This window comes from Paenibacillus thiaminolyticus, from assembly GCF_003591545.1.
In the GTDB taxonomy this organism is placed as follows: domain Bacteria; phylum Bacillota; class Bacilli; order Paenibacillales; family Paenibacillaceae; genus Paenibacillus_B; species Paenibacillus_B thiaminolyticus_A.
On record NZ_QYZD01000012.1, the window covers coordinates 13,643 to 31,165 of the forward strand.

At 45.4% G+C, this 17,523-nt stretch carries 11 protein-coding genes; all 11 read left to right on the forward strand.

All coding sequences use genetic code 11. The features are described 5' to 3' along the window. Window positions 1-1,149 precede the first annotated feature (1,149 nt). The 11 genes from DQX05_RS14420 to DQX05_RS14470 all read left to right on the forward strand — a co-directional run bounded on the left by DQX05_RS14420 (window position 1,150) and on the right by DQX05_RS14470 (window position 17,501). Window positions 1,150-2,097 carry a carbohydrate ABC transporter permease gene (locus DQX05_RS14420; protein ID WP_259391998.1) on the forward strand — a complete coding sequence of 316 codons (948 nt, stop codon included), beginning with the start codon at window positions 1,150-1,152 and terminating at the stop codon, window positions 2,095-2,097. Window positions 2,098-2,122: 25 nt separating this feature from the next. After that, complete coding sequence (locus DQX05_RS14425; protein ID WP_119794391.1) at window positions 2,123-2,959, forward strand: carbohydrate ABC transporter permease; 837 nt, start codon at window positions 2,123-2,125, stop codon at window positions 2,957-2,959. Between the two features lie 181 nt (window positions 2,960-3,140). Continuing rightward, complete coding sequence (locus tag DQX05_RS14430) at window positions 3,141-4,523, forward strand: ABC transporter substrate-binding protein (RefSeq protein WP_119794275.1); 1,383 nt, start codon at window positions 3,141-3,143, stop codon at window positions 4,521-4,523. A 131-nt stretch (window positions 4,524-4,654) separates the two neighbouring features. Beyond that, a complete protein-coding gene (locus DQX05_RS14435) occupies window positions 4,655-7,915 on the forward strand; it encodes a polysaccharide lyase family 8 super-sandwich domain-containing protein (protein WP_182914750.1) in 3,261 nt (1,086 codons plus the stop codon). A 40-nt stretch (window positions 7,916-7,955) separates the two neighbouring features. Further along, window positions 7,956-9,446 (forward strand): alpha-L-fucosidase, encoded by a 1,491-nt coding sequence (locus tag DQX05_RS14440; protein ID WP_119794392.1) that lies wholly within the window; start codon window positions 7,956-7,958, stop codon window positions 9,444-9,446. Further along, window positions 9,443-10,405 (forward strand): sugar kinase, encoded by a 963-nt coding sequence (locus DQX05_RS14445; protein WP_119794277.1) that lies wholly within the window; start codon window positions 9,443-9,445, stop codon window positions 10,403-10,405. The genes DQX05_RS14440 and DQX05_RS14445 overlap by 4 nt, the downstream gene beginning before the upstream one ends. Window positions 10,406-10,458: 53 nt before the next feature. After that, the gene (locus DQX05_RS14450; RefSeq protein ID WP_119794278.1) at window positions 10,459-11,124 is read left to right on the forward strand and encodes a bifunctional 2-keto-4-hydroxyglutarate aldolase/2-keto-3-deoxy-6-phosphogluconate aldolase; all 666 of its coding nucleotides are present in this window, start codon (window positions 10,459-10,461) and stop codon (window positions 11,122-11,124) included. Between the two features lie 105 nt (window positions 11,125-11,229). Beyond that, window positions 11,230-13,662, forward strand: coding sequence for a glycoside hydrolase family 95 protein (locus tag DQX05_RS14455; protein WP_119794279.1), 2,433 nt, complete (start codon window positions 11,230-11,232; stop codon window positions 13,660-13,662). A gap of 210 nt (window positions 13,663-13,872) precedes the next feature. Further along, window positions 13,873-14,703, forward strand: coding sequence for a 5-dehydro-4-deoxy-D-glucuronate isomerase (gene kduI / locus DQX05_RS14460; protein WP_119794393.1), 831 nt, complete (start codon window positions 13,873-13,875; stop codon window positions 14,701-14,703). Window positions 14,704-14,743: 40 nt separating this feature from the next. Beyond that, the gene (locus DQX05_RS14465) at window positions 14,744-15,550 is read left to right on the forward strand and encodes a gluconate 5-dehydrogenase (protein WP_119794280.1); all 807 of its coding nucleotides are present in this window, start codon (window positions 14,744-14,746) and stop codon (window positions 15,548-15,550) included. Between the two features lie 133 nt (window positions 15,551-15,683). Next, window positions 15,684-17,501 (forward strand): DUF2264 domain-containing protein, encoded by a 1,818-nt coding sequence (locus tag DQX05_RS14470; RefSeq protein WP_259391999.1) that lies wholly within the window; start codon window positions 15,684-15,686, stop codon window positions 17,499-17,501. Window positions 17,502-17,523: the final 22 nt, after the last annotated feature.

Here is a 17,523-nt window from a genome sequence, read left to right on the forward strand (position 1 = left end):
GTGGAGTAAGAAGTGATGTAATCGGGTATGTTAGTCTTCACACTATCTAGCATACGTTTGACGGACATAAAAAGGAACACCAAAAAGGTGTTCCTTTTAAATTTCTTGTACGCCCAGAGAGGAGAATAAAGTGAATGAAAGCAATTGTGCAGTAACGTAAAACTTCGAACTAATATTGGTTGCCAGTTATTTATTACGAAGTTACAACAAACCAGTAAGCGATTTAACGTAGAGGAGTGAAGGAGAGTCATGGAGATCAGTCAAATTGAAGCGTTATTAATCATCATTTCTTTTCTTACTCTATACACATTAATAGTCGTTCTAGGAATTCACTTTATCTTTAGAAAGAACATTTTGCTAAGGAATTATGTTTATTTGGGACTTTTGGCAATTGGGTTAATAGTATCGTATTACAGTACGATCTTCAAGGACAGAAGTAACTGGATTCAATCTTTACTCTTTACGATTATTTTTATTGGACTTGTCAGACAGCAATTGATTTACAGGAAGAAGAATAAAATGAATAAATAAAAGGGGTACTTACGGGTACTCCTTTTTTATTATTATCATTTGAACTGTTACATATATACATAAAAGTGTACTATAGTCTGTATCAAAAAAATCGACCTTGATTGACCTTGACCTTATGGAGAGCACCCTCCCCTGTAAAAAGCCAGAAGTAATCCTGGTTCCAAGCAGCGGCCGTATCCGCCGTGAATGTCGCCGCTACCGCTCAGGCGTTAGCGCGAATGTATGCCTCACTGAGTAGCGGATTTTTCGGTTTCTATGGGGGATGTTGAATAGTGTATCTTTTAGTCATCAATATGTTTGCCTTTCTATTTTTGTTTTGTTACATCCCCGTTTCTTCATCAGCTGCTTGTTCGAGTGATTCAGATCTCTCCATGTCCGACTTATCCCATCAAGGCCTTCATCTAAATGATGCTCAATATCGTCGTGTGCTCTTTGTGAATCTAATAGTCATCTCAAAGGAGCAAAAACATTGGCTTTCCTTAACAGGTTTTGATGACATTTTTCTTACACGACAAAGGTCAAAATTTTACCCACACAAGGTCATAATCCATCCTTTGTTCTCCCTTGTCTGCCCCTTATGATGAAGTCAACAAATTATAAGTTGAGGTGACATCATAAGTGGAGGAGACAAAATCAAGTTATCAGCTCCCACAGCAGCAGGCGGAGCGCGTAGTGAAGAAATTTTGGTCGCCACAGAGAAAGGAAGCATTATTTGGTTGGTTGTTTTTACTGCCGGAAATTGTGGGTATGTTGCTGCTTAATGTATTTGCCCTTGGGTTTTCGTTGTATTTAAGTTTTACAGATTGGGATTTATTGTCTGGGGTATCAGGTATTAAATTTGCCGGTTTGCAAAACTACATTCACTTATTTCAAGACCCGACAATATGGAAGGCATTATACAACAACTTAGTGTATACGGTGTTAACCGTGCCATTGCCGATTGCGATTGCGCTTGTGCTAGCGGTTGTTATTCATAGTAAAGTCTACTTTAAAGATTACTTTAAAGTCGTATTCTTCATACCTTACATTTCCTCGATTATCGCTGTGGCAGCAGTGTGGAGCATTTTGTTCCACCCTTCGCTAGGCCCTATCAATCAATTTCTAATGGATCTTGGTGTCTCGAATCCCCCGAAATGGCTCGTTGATCCAAAAACATCACTAATCTCGGTCGCCATTATTAGTGCGTGGGCAGGGCTCGGTTATACGATTATTATTTACATGGCGGGACTGTCCAATATTTCCGAAGAACTATATGAAGCGGCAGAAATTGATGGGGCAACGGGGATGAAGAAGTTTTTCAATATCACGATCCCGATGCTCCGGCCAACGACGTTTTTCTTGCTGATTACGATGCTAATTGGTTCATTTAAAGTGTTCGATATTATTTCGTACTTGACCGAAGGCGGCCCTGATAATTCATCAACCGTAATTGTATTCCGCATCTATCAAGAAGGTTTTGTCAACTACAAGATGGGCTATGCATCTGCAATATCTTGGCTGTTATTTGCGATTATCGGTCTGATTACGGCGGCAACGTGGAAGATGCGTCAAGAAGAATCATTTTAATAGAAAGGGAGAGAGGGAGAGTATGATGCTTAGCTTACGTAATAAGACTTCTAAAATTATCGCTACCGTGTTAATGGGGACATTGTCCATTTTTTTTATCTTTCCATTATTATGGATGGTCTCATCGGCATTTAAATTTGAAAAAGATGTGATGCGCTTTCCGATTGAATGGATTCCATCTTCCATCAACGTTGTCAATAACTTCAAGGCAGTATGGATGCAAAGGGTACCGTTTGGTCACATTTATTTGAACTCAATTAAAGTGGCGATTATCGTTACTTTACTTTCGCTACTTATATCAACGATGGCAGCCTATTCATTTACGAAGCTAAAATTTCGTGGCCGAAACCTCGTATTTGCCATGCTGCTAGCAATGATGATTATTCCTGATCAAGCGACGCTCATTCCTCGCTTCATGCTTATTCGCTGGCTGGGACTATATGACACCCATGCAGCGCTAATATTGATGGGTATGTTTTCGATTTATTTTACATTCTTGTTGCGTCAATTTATGACCGGTGTAAGTGATGATATTTTGGAAGCGGCTAGAATTGACGGTGCAGGGCACCTGCGTACCTTCACTTCGATTATGCTTCCGCTCTGTCGTCCTGTGATAGCTACGGTGGCGATTATTAAATTCATCTGGTCGTGGAATGATTATCAAAATCCGTTAATCTTCTTGCAATCGAAATCATTGTATACCGTTCCGCTAGGCATGACATTGTTTAGGGATGATTACACGACCAACGATGCGATTATGATGATGGCGGCAGTGTCAGCGATTATTCCTCTGCTGATTGTATTTATTGTTCTGCAGAAACAAGTTATTAGTGGGATTGCCCTTGGTGGTGTGAAAGGGTAAGCAATACGGGCTCATGATAAATCCGTAGATATCTTAGAATCTTCTAATAGGTCAAAATCGTTATCGCACAAGCACAAAATTATACACGCTAGCAAGTTGCAAACGTTATATACTGGCTGTAAGCGCTAACAACGGTCTTAATTAAAACAATACGATAATTAATTTTAGGAGGAAGTTGCAAATGGTAAGTAAAAGAAAACGCTATTTTCTTATTTCCACATGCATACTGCTCACATTAATGATGTTTACAAGCGCTTGTGGAAACAAAGCTGCTGACGAATCAGCACAATCGAACGGTTCTGCAGGTACGGGGACGAAGGAAGTGACGCTCAAGTACTATAACTGGGATAATGAGGCCCAAGAAGGGGCTACAGACGCAATGCTGCGTGAGTTTGAAGCAGCTAACCCTGGTATTAAAGTTGAACATGTCGTGCTCGTTCCAGGTAATTCATTAGAAATGTTGAAGAAATTAGACTTTCTTATTTCGTCAGGAGATGAAGTTGACGTAGTTCAATTACCAAGTTCATCAGCAGTCGTTGAAAGAGCAGTTCGCAGTGCATTTACGCCACTCAATGAATTCTATGATAAAGAAGGTTTGAAAGCGGAAGATGAGTATTATGTTAATCCGCAAGTAGACGGCAAATATTACGGGATGCAATATACATCAGGTTATACTTATGTAATGCTCAATAAGGATGCGTTGGATGAAGCGGGACTGCCTGTTCCTAAATTCGGCTGGACATGGGATGACTATCGTGACTATGCGAAGAAGCTAACAAAAGGCGAAGGTGTAGATAAACGATATGGGACATACTTCCATTCGTGGGAGTTATATATGAATGCCCCAGCGCAAACGGTAATGAAAGATCCGTTCCGCTATGACGATGGCAGTACAATTCTGTCTGACCCAACCTATCCGTACTTTTTCCAACTGCGCAAAGACATGGAGAGTGTTGATAAGTCAGCGAAAACATACGCGGATGTATTAGCAGCTAAGCTTAACTATCGCAGTGAATTTTTCGGCGGGAGTGCAGCGATGATCATGTCAGGTAGCTTCACGATTCCTGATCCAGGTAATCTTGAGCAGTACCCACATGATTTTGTGACTGCTTTCGCGCCAGTTCCTTTGCCTCCACAGAATGCTTTGCCTAAAGAATATGAGGGCGGTAAATACTTTGTTGGCGGTTCACAATTAGCAATGGGTTCAACAACGAAGCACAAGGAAGAGGCATATAAGCTGATGCGCTTTATGTCTACAGCAGATTCAACCAATAGACAAGAGTTTTCCGGTTGGAAGAAAGCAGATCAAACAGCACTATTGGAGCGCATGATTGGTGAAAACACGGACAAGTACGATGTAGAGTCGTTAAAGTACACGCTGTTTGGCGACGATATTAAGTATTTGGATGCTTCTAAGGTGCTTACCATTTCGAGTGCTGATTTAACAAAAGTTATTGGCGATGGCTTCAGCAAATTTATGCTTAGCAACGAGCCAATTGACAAAGTACAAGCATGGATGGTTGAAGAAGCAACGAAGATTATTAATGAGAAAGAGAACAAGTAACGATTAGTAAGTAACATAATAAATAGCAATCCGCTGAAACGGGGCGTCTCTATATTCCATGCTATATAAAGTGTAAATAGTGGAAGAGGGACGCCTTTGCAGTAAGTTGCTCAGGGATGGAGGTAGGAGTGATGAAAAGGATACTAAGCTTGTTACTAGTAGTTACGATAGTAGTCACGTTGTTGCCTGTTAGTACAGTTGTGGCGATGTCATCAGATGCATCAGATGCTGATAATTGGCGGCAAGATACGAACGTATTTACCGATGTTAATTTAGTACCGAATGGTGATTTCGAAATGACAGCGGCGCCGAGCGGTACTTGGATTCAATATACGGATACGAATCCTGTACCTGTTCATTGGGACACGTGGATTCCAGTAGGTTCTGGTAAGCCAACTAAAAAAACAGTAAATGTAACGGTCGACACCTCTACTTATTATAGTGGTCAGCAATCGATGCTGATTGATGCTTCCCAAACAAGTCGCGTATCTATTAATGCAAAGGCACCTGTTGAATCAGGTAAATCGTACCGCTTGCAAGTGTGGTATAAAACCGAAAATATTACAGGTGGCAGCGGCGCTTATTTTCGCACTTCTGTGCTGAATGCTTCTAACACAAAATTAATAGATGGACCTGGTTCAACTAAGGTCTATGGTACGAACGATTGGAGAATGCAGCAAGTCTTTATAACGGTGCCAGCTGGTGGTGCCAAATTTTTTGTTGAATTGTTTTTTGAAAATTGCACCGGCAAAGTGTGGTTTGATAACATTCGGCTGGAGGAGTATGACGGTATAACGATGTTAACGCTTGAACCGACGGCAATGGCGATGACGGTTGGGGAGACGAAGCCGCTTACATTAACCCATACTCCAAATGAGCTATTATCTCCCAAAGTAATATGGAGTACTAGCGATGAGAACGTAGCTACTGTTGATAACGACGGTAATGTAACAGCAGTTGCTGCGGGTGTAGCAACAGTCACTGTTGCAACAGAAGACCAGATGATAAAGGCACAAAGTAACATTGGTGTAGAATCCGCAGAAACAGCAGCTGCCTACAACCAATTGCGTGAACGCTGGAAGCAGAAGCTAGTTGGATCTGCAGACGCTACCCTCGCTGCTGACCCCGTTATTCAGGCACTAGTAACTGAGATGGATAATAGTGTATCCAATGCCACTAAGACGGGTTATCTCGATACACTTCGTGCTGATGATGGCAGCCGCAGATACTTATGGTCAGATCTTGTCGATAACGCCGATACGAAGGAGCAGCATGCCAACAATATAGTTAGTGAGTTTACTCGTATTAAAACGTTGGCAACCGCTTACAACACAGAATCTTCCCGTTTCTATCAAAATAAAGAGTTGCGGGATGCAATTACTGGTGCTCTAGATTGGATGTACGCTAAGCGCTATAACGAGCGTTTATCCTACAGCAGCGCCAGTAGCTGGTGGGGATTTGAAATCGGTGCACCGCAGCTGTTAAATGATTGTTTGATTCTTATGTATGATGAGTTGAACGATCAGCAAATAGGCGACTTTATGCGGACAATTGATAAATATTGTCCTAACCCAACAAAGCGGGTGCAAAATAGCTCCGTTATCGAGACTGGTGGCAATTTGCTGGACAAAGCGCTTGTCGTAACTTTGCGCGGCGTAATTGGTAAAAATAGCGCTAAAATTACGCAAGGACGGGATTCGATTGGTTCAGAATTTAACTATGTCACGAATGGTGATGGTGTATATGAAGATGGTTCACTGGTGCAGCATTCGAATATCGCTTACACGGCTGGCTATGGTGCAGTTTGGCTCAGCCGCACGGCGGACATCACTTATTTGCTCAACACTTCACCATGGCCTGTGACTGACCCGCGTGTGGCTAACATTTACAAGTGGGTAAGTGATACATTCGAACCGGTTATTTACAAAGGGCTGTACATGGATATGGTTAACGGCCGGGGGATTTCCAGAAGCGGTTCGGGTACGGCTCGCAGTACGATTGTAGCCTTAGCAAGTTTAGCAGAGGGTGCACCGCCAGAAATAAGCGCGAATATTCGCAGTATGGTTAAGGAATGGGTAAGCAAGGATACAACCTTTGATGATTACTATAAAGGCTTGCCGATTTATAGTGTGATGTTGCTAAAGCAAGTGATGAACGATGATAGTGTTGCAGCGCGCGGTGAGTTAACGCGCAGTTATATGCTCAACGGTATGGCTCGTGTTGCACATCATCGTCCGGACTACGCTTTTGGTCTAAGTATGTTCTCAGACCGCATCTCTGCCTTTGAAATGGGTAACAAAGAAAATATAAAAGGCTGGGATACCGGTCTTGGCATGACCTATATCTATAACGAAGACTTATTGCAATATCGCGATGGATTTTGGGCAACGGTTAATAGTTTCCGCTTGCCAGGCACGACGACAGACGGTTCAGGAGAAGGAAAGATGCCGGGCGAATGGGCGTACTATTACAACACGAAAAGTCATGTTGGCGGTGCAACACTAGATCATTTATATAGCGCAAGCGGCATGGATTTCTCATTATCGAAAGTAACGGGCAGTGATTTAAGTGGTAAGAAATCATGGTTTATGTTCGATGATGAAATTGTAGCCCTCGGTACAGATATTAGTAAAACATCGGCCGCTACAAAACCGGTAGAAACGATTGTTGATAATCGCAAGTTGAATAGCAGCGGTGATAACGCCTTAGTGATTAACGGTGTACAGGTGCCTACAGCATTGGATTATGCAGCAGATATTGATGATGTAAACTGGGTGCACCTGGCGGGCAATCGTGCAGGTTCTGGTGCAGATATGGGCTATTACTTCCCAACTGCGCCCACACTACATGTCGTGCGCGAGGCGAGAACAGGCTCGTGGTTTGATATTAACAACGGTCAATCGAAAGATAAGCTGACGCGCAACTATGCTAGCATCGCCTTTGAACATGGGAATAATCCACAAGCAGCTAGTTACGAATATGTGTTGCTTCCGGGTAAGACAGCGGCACAAACACAAGCTTATAGTGAACAACCAGCAGTAGAAGTGCTGAGCAACACCTCAACCGTACAGGCTGTTAGCCATAAGCAGCTTGGCATCACCACTGCGAATTTCTGGAGTGCAGATACTGTGGACAGCATCAGTGCTACATCCGCTGCCACTGTCATCATGAAGGAAGACAGTGATGAAATGAAAATTGCGATATCTGATCCAACGCAAAAGAAGAACACAGTGACGATTGAAGTCCATCAACCGGACTTGACACTGCTGACTGCAGATACTGGGATGAAAGTTACACCGATAGAAGATGGAGTTAGCATTGAAGTCAACACTTCGGGATCGCTAGGTAAGACGTATACGGCAATATTCGTTCTCGGAAATAACTGTAAATGAGAGATGGAGTGTTCATAAAGTGACGGTTACAAGTAACGTAATGAGTGCGGAGCAGGTTAAGGCTGCGGCGTTGGTGCGGCCGTCGGAGCGACAGTTGGCGATACAAGAGATGGGGTTTTATGCTTTTGTACATTTTACAGTAAATACGTTCACGGACCAGGAATGGGGCAGTGGGCAGGAGCAGCCGGATATTTTTAATCCGACGCAGTTGGATGCACGACAGTGGGTGCGCGCTTGTAAGGCTGCAGGGATGAAAGGGCTGATTCTGACTTGTAAGCATCACGATGGGTTTTGTTTGTGGCCGAGTGAGTATACAGAGCATTCGGTGAAGAATAGCCCGTGGGAAGATGGCAAGGGTGATGTCGTTCGTGAGGTGGCTGATGCTTGTCGTGAAGGCGGGTTGAAGTTTGGGATTTATTTATCGCCTTGGGATCGTCATGAGGCTTGTTATGGGGATTCGCCAGCTTATAATAAGTACTTTACCAATCAACTGCGCGAACTGTTGACAAGGTATGGGGATATTTTTTGTGTGTGGTTTGATGGGGCTTGTGGTGAAGGTCCTAACGGCAAGCGGCAAGTGTATGATTGGAATAGCTATTATGCACTGATTCGTGAATTGCAGCCAGAGGCGAGTATTTCGGTTTGTGGACCGGATGTGCGCTGGTGTGGCAATGAGGCGGGGCATTGTCGCAAGTCGGAGTGGAGCGTAGTACCTGCGCAGCTGCAGGATAAGGAGAGAATTCAGGAAAATTCACAGCAGGAAGATAATGCTGAATTCGCCAAGCGTTTCACTTCAGAGGATGAAGACTTGGGTAGCCGCGACATTATCACCAATGTATCGGAGCTTGTCTGGTATCCAGCGGAAGTGGATACGTCGATTCGTCCGGGATGGTTCTATCATGCGAGTCAAGATGATCAGGTCAAGTCGCTGGATGAGCTGCGGAATGTGTACTATGGTTCGGTCGGAGGCAATGCTACGCTCTTGCTTAATATTCCTGCTGATACGCGCGGTCTGCTCCACGAGAATGATGTGCAGCGGTTAGAGGAGTTGGGGGCTTGGATTCGCAATACGTTTGAGACGAATGTGGCGCGCGATGCAACTGCTACGGCTAGTGAAGCGATGGCTGGACATGACGCGGCCAATGTATTGGATGGCAATCGAGATACATTTTGGGCTCCTGAGCAAGGTACAGAGGTGGCGAGTATCACTGTCGACTTAGGAACAGAGCACACGTTCGACCACATCGTACTGCAGGAGTATCGCTATACGCAGAGGATTGAGCGTTTCAGCTTGGAGTATTGGCAAGCCGATGCTGCTGCAACTACAGAGGCAAGCACGGATACAGCTGCAGGCAGAGGCACGTGGCAGCCAATTCTGAAGGGTACAATTATCGGTCACAAGCGAATTTTCCATTTTCCAGCCATAAGCAGCAGTCGCTTGCGTCTTCACATCACTGGCTCACGCTGGTGGCCAAACTTGTCCACATTCGAAGTGTACAATAGTCAGGTTCAGGATGGTGAAGGTGAATGAATAATCGAAATTCTCATCCGGAAGTGGTCACCTTCGGGGAAAGTATGGCCCTATTGATCGCCGAGGGAGGAAAAGGTCTTGAATACACATCGAATTTGACGCCATCCTTTGGTGGAGCTGAGACGAATGTAGCGATCGGTTTGTCAAGGCTTGGACATTCCGCAGGCTGGTGCGGCCGGCTTGGAGATGATCCGTTCGGGCAGCGGATTTATAAGATGGTGCGGGGAGAAGGCGTAGATGTTACACGCACTTCATTCACACATGAAGCTCCAACAGGACTAATGATTCGAGAGAATGCGGCTGGAAGAAGCTCTGTTTATTATTACCGCAAGCTATCGGCGGCTAGTAAAATGACTCCTGAGCATTTGGATGAGGAATATATTGCTGGAGCAAAGATTTTGCATATTACCGGAATCACACCTGCGTTAAGCACATCCTGCGCGGAGACGGCGGCAGCAGCTATGGACATCGCGAAGCAGCACGGAGTCAAAGTGAGCTTCGATCCGAATTTGCGCTTAAAGCTATGGGATGTTAAAGCAGCCCAAAAGGTTCTTTTGCCATTGGCGCTAAAAGCGGATTATTTCTTACCGGGATTAGATGAATTGAAACTGTTGTATGAGACGGAATCGGTGGATGAGATCGTTGCCAAGCTCGGTGAGCTGTCCGCTGTAAGCATTATTAAAGGTGGCGAGGACAAAACCTATATTCTGGAGAACGGTAAACTGTCAGCGGTTCCTTACTATAAGGTTGATCATGTAGTCGATACTGTAGGAGCTGGAGATGGCTTCTGCGCCGGATTTCTAGCTGGTTTGCTGCGGGAATATAGCCTTGAGGAGGCGGTTCGTCTCGGGAATTTGATCGGCTCGCAGGTAATCCAGACTGTTGGTGATTGGGAAGGTCTCCCTAGTGGAGCACAAATCGAGCGATTGCTTGCCGGTAAGATGCATGTTGAGCGATAAGGGTGTTTTGGAAATTCCGATGAAGTGAAATAGAGATTGGTGAGGAGAACGATATGAAGAAAATGCAGCTTATTCAGAAGATTGTGCAGGAAGGTGTCGTTGCCGTACTTCGCGGAGAAACGGCAGAAGAAGTTGTTGCAATGGCCGAGGAAGCTATACGCGGCGGAATTAAAGTGATAGAGATTACGATGACAGTTCCGTTTGCGTTGAAAGCGATTGAGAAACTAGCTCAAAAATATAAATGGAATTCATCGGATGAATCTACTTATGCGATTATTGGCGCAGGGACCGTGCTGGATGCTGAAACGGCACGCGCGGCGATTCTCAGCGGCGCCCAATTCGTAGTGTCCCCTTTTCTTATCGCTGAGACAGTAACCTTGTGTAACAGATATCGCGTACCGGTTATGCCAGGAACAATGACCATCAAGGAAATGAATGAAGCGCTTGAGCTTGGAGCCGATATCGTCAAGCTGTTCCCAGGCAACCTGTATGAGCCATCCGTAATCAAGGCGATCAAAGGCCCATTGCCGCAGGCTAACATTATGCCAACCGGCGGTGTGTCGTTGGATAACCTTGGTGAATGGATAAAAGCCGGAGCGGTAGCGGTAGGGATCGGCTCCGATTTGACGAATGAAGCAGTAAAGAACAAAGATTTATCGTTGATTCGGAAGAAAGCTGCCGCTTATGTAAATGCCTATCGTCAGGCAAAAGAGATATAAAATATAAAGAGCAAGTTCTGAGGCCATATATGCCTTGCTACTTGCTCTTTTCTCTATATCTACGAGCTATTACACAGGATTCTTTAAAGAAATGAGGGTAGCTTAATGAATCATATAAGCAACTATTATTTGCTTGAGCGGACAGCGGCTAGCAAATGGACGGAAGCGTTTCCGATCGGTAACGGGCGTTTAGGGGGAGTTGTATATGGTGGTATACAGCGCGAGCAAATTCAATTAAATGAAGATTCGATTTGGTATGGTGGTGCAAGGGATAACGATAACAGAGCTGCGCAAGCGGCGTTGCCGGAAATTAAAAACTTGTTGCTGCAGGGTAACGTGCGCAAGGCAGAAAAGTTAGTGTTGAAGCATATGACTAACGTACCACAATATTTCAACCCTTATCAGACATTAGGCAACTTGTTCTTGGATTTTGATACGAATATAGAAGTTCATGCAATCAATCATTATTGTCGTGAGTTAGATTTGGATAATGCTTTGGTTCAGGTAAATTATGAAGTGGGACGGCAAGATAAGGAAGGAAGAACGGCAACTAAGGCAACGGGTGAAGTTCAGAAAGATGCAATTCAGTACAGCCGCGAGATATTTTCTAGTGCCGCTGATCAAGTGATGGTAATCCGGATGACAACGACCGATGCAGCAGGCTTAACCTTTGCAGCTAAATTCGACCGTAGACCATTCACCGGTGAATTTGTTCAGACAGATGATAGACAGGCTATTGCCATGCAAGGACAATTAGGAGCAGATGGCGTACGTTATGCCGTTGTGTTGCGGGCAGTAGTTGAGGGCGGACAGTGTCAGACGGCGGGCAATTATCTTGATATTCGCCAAGCTAGTGCAGTCACGCTTATTGTAGCAGCGCAGACTTCATTTCGCTGTGCTGATGCTTATGCTGTTGCTTGGCAACAAGCGAAACAGGCAGCTAAAGTGCCATATGAGACATTGAAGCAGCGGCACTTGGATGATTATAAGCCGCTGTTTCACCGTGTGACGTTGGATTTGGAAGCGGAGCAAGGAAGAAGAACGGAGCCACAGCAACAGATTCCTAGACAGCAATGCTTGTCCACGTCGCAGCGACTAGAACGATACCGGCAAGGTGCAGCTGATAATGGGCTGGAGGCTCTGTTTTATCAGTACGGGCGTTATTTACTGCTTGCCAGCTCCAGACCGGGAACTCTACCAGCTAACTTGCAAGGGATTTGGAACGATAGCTATACTCCTCCATGGGAATCGGACTATCATCTAAACATTAACTTGCAAATGAACTACTGGCTTGCCGAGACGGGGAATTTAGCGGAATGTCACATGCCGCTATTTGATTTTATTGAACGCTTAGTCATCAATGGACGCCACACAGCGCGCAACATTTATGGTGCACGCGGATTTGTTGCCCACACGAGTAGCAATCTGTGGGCAGATACAGGCATTTACGGGGAATATGTGAGCGCCAATATGTGGCCGATGGGTGGCGCATGGATTGCGCTACATATGTGGGAGCATTATTGTTATAACGGCTCGCTTTCGTTCTTGCGCGAACGTGCGTATCCCGTGTTGAAAGAAGCGTCGTTATTTTTCTTAGACTTCTTATTGGAGTTGCCATCAGGCCAGCTGGTGACCGCACCATCACTATCACCAGAAAACTCGTATCGCAGTGAACAGGGTGAAGTCGGGGCGCTATGCTATGGTCCGTCGATGGACTCGCAAATTTTGTATGCGTTGTTTACAGCATGTATCCGTGCTGGTGAACTGTTGCAACTGGATGTGGAAGGGCATATGGAACAGGGGTTCCAAGAGGACAAACATTTGTTGGCACAGTGGCAGCAAGTGCGCAGTAAGTTACCACAGCCGCAAATCGGCCGCCATGGACAACTTATGGAGTGGGCGGTTGATTACGATGAAGTAGAGCTGGGGCATCGCCATATCTCTCATCTATTCGCTTTGCATCCAGGGGAACAGATTATTCCTCATCGCAGCCCTGAACTTGGACAAGCTGCTAAGTTCACGTTGCAGCGGCGCCTAGCCCATGGTGGAGGACATACGGGTTGGAGTCAAGCGTGGATTGCAAACTTCTGGTCAAGGCTGGATGAGGGAGATCGGGCACATCTGAGTTTACGGAATCTATTAAGCAAAGCGGTACATTCGAACTTGTTCGGCGACCATCCTCCATTCCAAATTGATGCCAACTTTGGTGGAGCAGCAGCGATGCAAGAGATGCTATTGCAGTCGCACGGGGATGAAATCCGGTTACTGCCAGCTCTTCCGCTTGCGTGGCGGCAGGGTCATGTTACTGGCTTACGTGCCCGCGGCGGATTTACCATTGATATGGCTTGGCAGGCAGGCAAGCTGCAACAGGCGCAGATAACATCTACGCTAGGTAAGCCTTGTGTCATTTATAGTACGGCTCCGCTTACTTTTCGTAATGGTAAGCCATCAATGGCAGTGGCAGTAACACAGCCCGCGCCACATACGTATCAGCTGGATATCCCGCTTGGAGCTACGGTTACAGTAAGCTTAGCGTAGGTCACTCTTGAATTAGTATACATAATAAGGAAAAAAGAAAGTCAAATAGGCAAAAAAGTCAAAATTGTTCACGATCGAGCAAAATAATTAGCTTACTATTGTTGGTTGCATTCACTATGATGGTTGTAGATCCAATATCGAATGATCGCATTGTTCATTGTGATGATTCCAAGTCTATGAAATCGGGAGGAACTAGAAAAAATGCAAACTATGGAGACGCGCTACGCGTATGCGCCACAATCGATCGCACGCATGACAACGGAAGAATTGCGCAAGGAGTTTTTAGTGGAGCAGGTGTTTGTTCCCGGTGAAATTCGCTTGACTTACTCGCATAATGACCGTTTGATTTTTGGTGGCGTAACACCTACGAAAGAGCCGTTGGAGATTAAGCTTAGTAAAGATTTGGGTGTTGAGTATTTTCTGGAGCGTCGTGAACTAGGTGTAATTAATATCGGTGGTCCTGGGTTTATTACGATTGATGGTGTACGTGAATCGATGAACAATCAGGATGGCTATTATATCGGAAAAGAGATTAAAGAAGTGCTGTTTGCTAGTGCAGATGCTAGTAATCCAGCGAAATTTTATATTGCTTCTAGTCCGGCTCATCACAAATATCCGAATGTACGTATTTCCATTGATAACATTAAGCCAATGGAGACAGGTGCTGATAACACACTGAATAAGCGCAAAATTTATCAGTACATTCATCCCAATGTGTGTCAGTCATGCCAGTTGCAAATGGGCTATACGCACCTAGAAGAAGGTAGCGCTTGGAATACGATGCCATGCCACACGCATGAGCGACGCATGGAAGCGTATGTATACTTCGATTTGGAAGGTGACAACAAGGTATTTCATTTCATGGGCAAACCTGATGAGACGAAGCATCTCGTTGTCGGCAATGAGCAAGCGATTATCAGTCCAAGCTGGTCCATTCACACCGGCGTTGGCACTAGCAACTATACGTTTATTTGGGCAATGTGCGGCGAGAATATTACGTACACCGATATGGATATGGTCGCTATGGACGATCTAAAGTAGATATATTAACAGATATGTATCTAGAGAGGGGAGCGTTAAGATGTCACAATTTTCGGTAGATCGTTACCGCCTTGATGGTAAGGTAGCTCTCGTTACAGGTGCAGTGTATGGGATTGGATTTGAATTGGCATGCGCTATGGCGCGTGCGGGTGCAAAAGTTGTATTTAATGATCGTAAGCCAGAAGGTGTAGAACGCGGTATAGCTGCTTATAAGGAAAAGGGAATAGAGGCACACGGATATGTATGCGACGTGACCGACGAGCCAGGTGTACAGGCGATGGTGCAACAGATTGAAGCGGAAGTTGGAGTCATTGATATTCTAGTCAACAATGCTGGCATTATTAAGCGGATTCCAATGATAGAAATGAGTGCGGAGGAGTTCCGTGAAGTGATTGATATTGACTTGAATGGACCATTTATTGTCTCCAAAGCGGTTATTCCAGGGATGATGAACAAAGGTGGCGGTAAAATTATTAATATTTGCTCGATGATGAGCGAATTAGGGCGGGAGACCGTGTCTGCTTATGCTGCTGCCAAAGGCGGTCTCAAGATGCTAACCCGCAATATCGCTTCTGAATATGGCAAATATAACATCCAATGTAATGGTATCGGCCCAGGCTACATTGCTACGCCACAAACAGCGCCGTTGCGTGAACGTCAAGCTGATGGCAGCCGTCATCCTTTTGATTCGTTTATTCTTGCCAAGACACCTGCAGAGCGTTGGGGCGACACGGAGGATTTAGCAGGTCCTGCGGTATTCTTAGCTTCACCAGCTAGTGACTTTGTCAATGGGCACATTTTATATGTTGACGGTGGGATTCTTGCCTATATTGGTAAGCAGCCTTAAGTTCGAATAGTAAGACCAAAATAGAGACTAACAGGAGCATTTAGCTGTTAGTCTTTGTACTTTAGTTATGTGTGCAAGTGGAGTGATGAGGTTTGTTGTGCTGTGAAAACGGATAGAGGAAGGGAGAATAATCGTGATAGAGGAAATACGTAGAATTCAGTGGAATTATCGTGACGATGTAGCGGCAGCACTACTGACGTTAGTGGAGCCGCTAAGGTCGCGGTTAGCAAAACAGCCTGGACACTTAGCATTAGGAACCCACGGCACGATCTATACCGAAAGTCGCAGAGATGCCGAAGGATTCTTACGAATAGTATGGGGATTGGGACCTTTTCTCGTCCATTATGATGACGAGCAGCTTCAGCTGCAATGGATGCATGGACTTGCGGCGGGCTGCAACTCGGACAGCGAACATTATTATGGCAAGACGATGGACGGAGATCAGCTGCTGGTCGAGATGGCATCTATCGCTACTACACTGCTGCTTGCACCGCACAAAACTTGGGATGTTCTATCCGAGACGGAACAGCAACATTTGGCAGACTGGTTATGGCAAATTAATGAACGTCGTTTGGCACCGAATAACTGGCACTTCTTTCGCATCTTAGTTAATGTGGCACTGAAACGGCTAGGTATGAATTATTCTCAGGAGATGATTGAACAAGATTTTGCCCTGATTGAGTCGTGCTATGTTGGCGATGGCTGGTATTTTGACGGTGTGGATCAGCAGTTTGATTATTACATCCCATGGGCATTTCATTACTATAGCTTAATCTACGTTACGTTTATGGCGGATGAAGACCCGGAGCGGGCAGCTAGGTTGAAAGAGCGGGCTATTCTTTTTGCGCGCAGCTATCAGTATTGGTTCGATAGCAAGGGAGAGGCGATTCCTTTCGGTCGCAGTCTAGCGTATCGCTTTGCGCAAGCAAGCTTCTGGAGCGCGCTTGTGCTGGCCGATGTTGAAGCGCTGCCATGGGGCGTCATTAAAGGTTTGTATGCGCGCAATATGCGAAGCTGGATGAACCATAATATTTTTACGGCAGATGGCGTGCTAAGCGTAGGCTATCATTATCAGAACTTGGTGATGGGCGAGGGGTATAACGGTGCGGGTTCCCCGTATTGGGCGTTCAAAAGTTTCTTATTGCTTGCTGTTCCTGATGACCATCCTTATTGGCAGGCAGAGGAAGTACAGCAAAAGATATCACCGGGCCGACTGTCGCTGCCGAGCATGAAGGCGATGATTGAACATACGCATCATTCGCAACATGTGCTTATGTATCCGGTAGGTCAATTTATTGGCTATCAGAACCATGCTTGCGCCAAGTACTCTAAATTTGCCTACTCGACTGTGTTTGGCTTTAGTGTGCCACGCAGTAATTATTACTACTACGAAGGTGCTTTTGACAGTGTGCTTGCTGTTAGTGAGGATGGCGTACATTATCGTGATAAGCCGTTGGATACGAGCTATGAGCTGCATCAAGATCGACTTGTACATAACTGGCAGCCCCAAGTGGGAGTTATGATTCGCAGTACGATTGTCCCTTGTGGCGACAGCCATGTACGCATTCACGAGTTGGAAACTAGCCGCGCCTTAATTGCCTATGATGCCAGTTTCTCAGCGCCGTTCGCCACGGTTAGCAGTGACGACACAGCCGTAGTCGAGACAAGCTGGGCAAGTTACGATTCGCCTGTCGGGAACACCATCGCCAAGGCGGTTACAGGATTCACACAAGCGGAGATGATTCGCGTCGAGCCTAACACCAATCTATTCTATGAGCGGACATTGATGCCTGCACTGCGTGCCGAACTTCAGCCAGGCACCCATGTATTAGTAAGTGTGATGGCAGGGGTTCCGGCTGGTTGCGTGTCGCAGTTGCCTGAGGTGAAGCTGACAGAAGATCGCGTGATTGTGCACGATAACGAGCAAACGATAACGGTGAAACTTAAATAGAAGGAAAGCGAATCAAATGAAA